The following is a 4531-nucleotide window of genomic DNA, read 5'->3' as shown; positions in this document are numbered from 1 at the left end:
GCCGTCTAACAGGGGCTTCTTCGCTTCACCGGCCGAACGCCAGCATCGCGATCACTTCGTGATCACCATCTCCCCAGACCGATGAAAAAGGGTCATTGTTCATGTGGTGCGGAAGCTTCCTGAGAGTGAGCTCGACTCTGGTCAGGTGATACCTCGGACGGTCGAGGTGCGTGGTGTCGCCATTGAGACCGGTGGGGTGTCGTCCGGCAGGTTCGTTGCATCGGCCTGGGCGTGAGGTTGCTGTGGGGGAGTGGGCTTCTGGCTATGGCGGGATGCGGGGTTGACCGGTAGCACTATGAGTGGCCCCCGCCTGACCACAGGAGTGTTCCTTGCCCGCTGTGTCCGGACCCCCGCCCGCTCCCGAGGACGCTTCCACCTGGGCGGAGTTCACCGCCCGGCTCCGTGCGCTGCATGAATGGTGCGGGCGGCCCAAGTACCGCGCGCTGTGCGGGCGCGTTGACGGGCTGTCGCCCGCCGCGGTCTCCACGCTGATCGGGAAGAACCCGCTGACCACGCCGCCGGAGACCGCGACGGTCCGGTTCGTCGAGGCGTGCCTGCGGTACGGGGAATCGGCGGCTGTCGAGGCGGAGGCCGAGAGGTGGGGTGCTCAGTGGCGGGTGCTTGCCGCCGGGATCGCGCCGCGACCGCGGCGGCGGTGGGGGCGGTGGGTCGCTGCCGGGGGTGCCGTTGTTCTGGTTGCGGGGGCCGTTGTCTGGGTCGCCGTCGCGAGTGCGTCCGGGGAAGGGTGCCGGCGGTTGAGCGGGACCATCGAGGACCTGCGGACGAAGCAGACGTGGCAGTACATGTTCCAGTGCCCGAACCGGCCCCGCGTCGGCGTGTACGAGAAGGCGGAGTTCGGTACCGAGGTCGCCGTGCTGGAGACCGACCCGAGCTGGTTCATCTGCTGGACGCGCGGCCAGGCGCACGAGGGCGGCAACGACATCTGGTACTACACGCAGGGCGACCGGGCGACGGGACGGCCCGAGCTGTACGGGTGGGGGTACGTCCCCGCGTCCGAGTTGCGGGTCGGGCAGGCGCCTGACCCGGCCATCACGCGGCACTGCTGACCTGGGCGTTCGCTGTTCTGAACGTTCAGAACGGTGCCGAGCCGAACCTGCCGGGCGGTCCGGGGTCTAACGTTCGGGGCACACGCCCCGCACACCCCGCGACGAACCGCCAGGGAAAGGTGACGCGACGGGTGGAATTTCGGATCTTGGGGCCGCTGCGGGCCGGGGTGCAGGGGGAGCCGGTCGATCTCGGGGGCGCGCGGGCCCGGCTGGTGCTGGCCGCGCTGCTGCTCGAGGCGGACCGGCCGGTGCCGGTGGAGCGGCTCGCGGACGTCGTATGGGGGGACCGGCCGCCGTCCTCGGCGCGCACGCAGATCGCGATCGCCGTGTCGGGGCTGCGCCGCGCGTTCCGGGACGCGGGCCGCCCGCGGGTGATCGAGACCGTCCGGCCGGGGTACCGGATCCCCGCGGCCGCGGCGATCGACGCGGCGGCGGCGGAGGAGCTGATCGGGGCGGCGCGCCGGGACGCGGCGGCGGGGCGGCTGCCACGGGCCGCCGAGGGCTTCCGGGCGGCGCTGGCGCTGTGGCGCGGGCCCGTCCTCGACGGCCTCGACCGACCGCGGATCGAGGCGGGCGCGCTGCGCTGGGAGGAGCTGCGGCTGGCCGCGATGGAGGAGGCCGCGCACGTGGACCTGCTGCTCGGCCGCCACCGGGAGCTGATCGGCGAACTCGTCGGGCCGGTCGGGGAGCATCCGTACCGGGAGCGGCTGCGGGGGCTGCTGATGACGGCGCTGGCGCGGGCCGGACGGCCGAGCGAGGCCCTTGAGGTCTACCGGGAGGGGCGCCGCCTGCTCGCCGCCGACCTCGGCCTGGAGCCGGGACGCGAACTGCGGGAACTTCAGATGGGCATCCTGCGGGACGATCCGCTGGTGCGGCCCGGGGCGCCCGGTGTGCCGCGGCGGCGGGGGCGCGCGCTGCGGTGGCGGCGCACGGCGGGGCCCGCGCGGGGCGTCCGGTCCTGCTGACGGCGGAGGGCCGCCGGGCGCGGTGCCCGGCGGCCCTCTCTCAGCGGGAGGCTAGTTCGCCCACTTGTGGGAGTTCATGAGCTGCCCCTCCCAGAAGCTGCCGCGCTTGCCGGCGTCGATCGTGCCCCAGTAGCCGTCGTAGTTGGCGAAGTGGTACACCTTCACCTTGCTGTAGGAGCCGGTGTAGCCGTTGTTCCAGTACGAGGCGACGAGGAACCGCGGGTTGCACTGGACGTTGCCGCCGCGCCAGTCGGGGTCGTCGCCGTCCCAGGCGCACTTGGTGCCCGTGCCGTTCTGGCCGCTCCAGACGCAGAAGTCGCCCTTGGCGCAGGAGCCCTGCCAGGCGGCGCCGTCGGCCTGCGCGGCGGTGGGCGACAGCAGGGCGGCGAGCCCCGCGACGGCCACGCTGGCCACGGCGATGCGGACCTTGTTCATGCCGCCTCCTACTTCGCCCACTTGTGGGACCGGATGGACACGTTCCCCGCGTTGATCGGCCCCGAGGTGACCTGCACCGGGTCGGAGATCTCGCCCCCGTAGTTCGCGTACCGGAAGAACCGGACCTTGTTGTACGGGTCGCCGGTGTAGCCGTTGTTCCAGATGCTGTTGACCTTGAACCCGTACGGCTTGCAGCGGATCGCCCCGCCCTGCCAGTCGGGGTCGTCGCCGGTCCAGTTGCAGCGGGTGCCGGTGGCGTTCCTGCCGCTCCACACGCACACGTCGCCCTTCGGGCAGACGCCGTCGGTGGCGGAGGCGGCGGCCAGCGCCGCCGAGGGCGCCAGTACGGTGACGGCCCCCGCCGTCACGGCACCGGCCAGCAGCCCGACTCTGATCTTGTGCATCGTCTCCCCGTTCCCCGCTCAGTAGATCCCGGAGCAGGTCTTGATGGTCTTGCCGTTGACGTCCACGGCCTTGTCGTCGCCGTTGCCGGGCCCGGTCAGGAAGTAGGCGGACACCCAGCCGCGCGTGGCGCCCTGGTCGAGGTCGGTGTAGAGCCACCAGTGGTTGGTGCCGTACTGGCCCTCGTACTTCTGGCCCCACATCTTGCAGAAGACGTAGTTCTCGCCCTGGTACAGGTAGCCGACGCGGTCCCCGCACTTGAGGTAGTTGGGGTTGGCGAACGCCTTGTCGAACGTCCGCACCCATTGCTTGCCGTCGACCTTGGCGTCCGTCCAGCAGGCCGCCTTGGCGCTCGGGCCCGGCCCGTCGGCCCAGGCGCCGGCCGGAGCCGCGCTCAGGACGGCCGCCGCCGCGACCGCGCCCGCGATGATGCGTCTCTTGTGCATGCCTTTCTCCCCGTTCGTGTGGTTGAACGCGGAACACGCTAGAGAGGCCCGTTATCGAACCCTTATCGGCGGCTCGTCCGCCCCCGCCGTTTCGGGTTACCGGTGCCGTCATGGGGAGTCGAATGGCCGGTTGCGGCCAGGGCGGGCGGACGCGGGTGGTGCGTTTGCGGGGGCGTGACGTCCGGTGGTGTGATTCATCCGGCCTGTCGTAGAAGGGTGGGGGATGGATACCGGAGCGGTGCTCGGAGGGCGGTACCGGCTCACCACGCGGCTCGGCCGGGGCGGCATGGGGGAGGTCTGGGCCGCCGACGACACGCAGCTCCGGCGCCGGGTCGCCGTGAAGATCCTCCTGGCGGACGTGGGGTCCTCGTCCGTGCTGATCGACCGGCTGCGGCGGGAGGCCGAGAACGCCGGGCAGCTGCAGCATCCGGGGATCACCGTCGTCCACGACCTGGGGGAGCACGGCGGCCACCCGTTCTTCGTGATGGAGCTGCTCAACGGGACCGACTATGCGACGCTCCTCGCGCGCAGTCCGGGCGGGCTGCCCGTCGGGCGGGTGCTGGAGACGGGTGCCGCCGTCGCCGACGCGCTGGCCTACGCGCACCGGCGCGGGGTGGTGCACCGCGACGTGAAGCCCGCCAACCTGATGGAGCTGGCCGAGGGCGGCGTGAAGATCTGCGACTTCGGGATCTCCCGGTCCGCCGACGCGGTCGGCGACCTCACCGGCACCGGGGGGATGCTGGGGACGCCGGCCTACATGGCGCCCGAGCAGTACGAGGCGCGGCCCGTCGACGCCCGCACGGACCTGTACGCCTTCGGCTGCACCCTGTACGCGCTGCTGACCGGCGACGCCCCGTTCGACGGGGGGACGATGCCCGCGCTGATGCGGCAGCACCTGACCGTCGATCCGGTGCCGCCGTCGCAGCGGAGGGCCGGGATCCCTCCGGAGCTGGACCGGCTGGTGCTCGCCCTGCTCGCCAAGAACCCCGCCGACCGGCCTTCGTCCGCGGAGGACGTGGCGAAGTGGCTCCGGGCGCTGGCCGCCGGCGAGCCGCGGTTCCCGCCGCCCGTCCCGGCGCCGGGATACTTTCAGAAAGTGAATTAGTGCAAGTTGAGCAGGTTGTTAATCATAAAATTTTTGAAAAAGGTGAAACAGTCATCAGCCCCTTTACAGTGCCTCAACTTGCAATTGTGGCGCATGGTACCTTGAAAATAT

At 71.4% G+C, this 4531-nt stretch carries 6 protein-coding genes; 3 read left to right on the top strand and 3 right to left on the bottom strand.

Going from position 1 to position 4531, the window contains the following annotated elements; translation table 11 throughout:
* Positions 1-329: 329 nt before the first annotated feature.
* Both AB0K34_RS46130 and AB0K34_RS46125 read left to right on the top strand, forming a co-directional pair.
* On the top strand, positions 330-1067 hold the full coding sequence (locus AB0K34_RS46130; RefSeq protein WP_364554860.1) for a hypothetical protein: 738 nt from the start codon (positions 330-332) through the stop codon (positions 1065-1067).
* A 131-nt stretch (positions 1068-1198) separates the two neighbouring features.
* Positions 1199-2032 (top strand): AfsR/SARP family transcriptional regulator, encoded by an 834-nt coding sequence (locus tag AB0K34_RS46125; protein ID WP_364554858.1) that lies wholly within the window; start codon positions 1199-1201, stop codon positions 2030-2032.
* A gap of 51 nt (positions 2033-2083) precedes the next feature.
* On the opposite strand, the gene AB0K34_RS46120 is transcribed toward AB0K34_RS46125, so the two are convergent.
* The 3 genes from AB0K34_RS46120 to AB0K34_RS46110 are packed head-to-tail and all read right to left on the bottom strand — an operon-like array spanning position 2084 to position 3315.
* Complete coding sequence (locus tag AB0K34_RS46120; RefSeq protein ID WP_364554856.1) at positions 2084-2467, bottom strand: peptidase inhibitor family I36 protein; 384 nt, start codon at positions 2465-2467, stop codon at positions 2084-2086.
* 8 nt (positions 2468-2475) lie between these two features.
* Entirely contained in the window at positions 2476-2871 is a 396-nt protein-coding gene (locus AB0K34_RS46115) for a peptidase inhibitor family I36 protein (RefSeq protein WP_364554854.1), read from the bottom strand.
* Between the two features lie 18 nt (positions 2872-2889).
* Positions 2890-3315 carry a hypothetical protein gene (locus tag AB0K34_RS46110; RefSeq protein WP_364554852.1) on the bottom strand — a complete coding sequence of 142 codons (426 nt, stop codon included), beginning with the start codon at positions 3313-3315 and terminating at the stop codon, positions 2890-2892.
* Positions 3316-3538: 223 nt separating this feature from the next.
* Here AB0K34_RS46110 and AB0K34_RS46105 point away from each other — a divergent pair, with 223 nt between their 5' ends.
* On the top strand, positions 3539-4420 hold the full coding sequence (locus AB0K34_RS46105; protein ID WP_364554850.1) for a serine/threonine-protein kinase: 882 nt from the start codon (positions 3539-3541) through the stop codon (positions 4418-4420).
* Positions 4421-4531 lie beyond the last annotated feature (111 nt).

The organism is Actinomadura sp. NPDC049382, assembly GCF_040677125.1.
Classification (GTDB): Bacteria; Actinomycetota; Actinomycetes; order Streptosporangiales; family Streptosporangiaceae; genus Spirillospora; species Spirillospora geliboluensis.
Note: the sequence above shows the minus strand (reverse complement) of the source record. Positions and strands in the feature narration are given on the sequence as shown.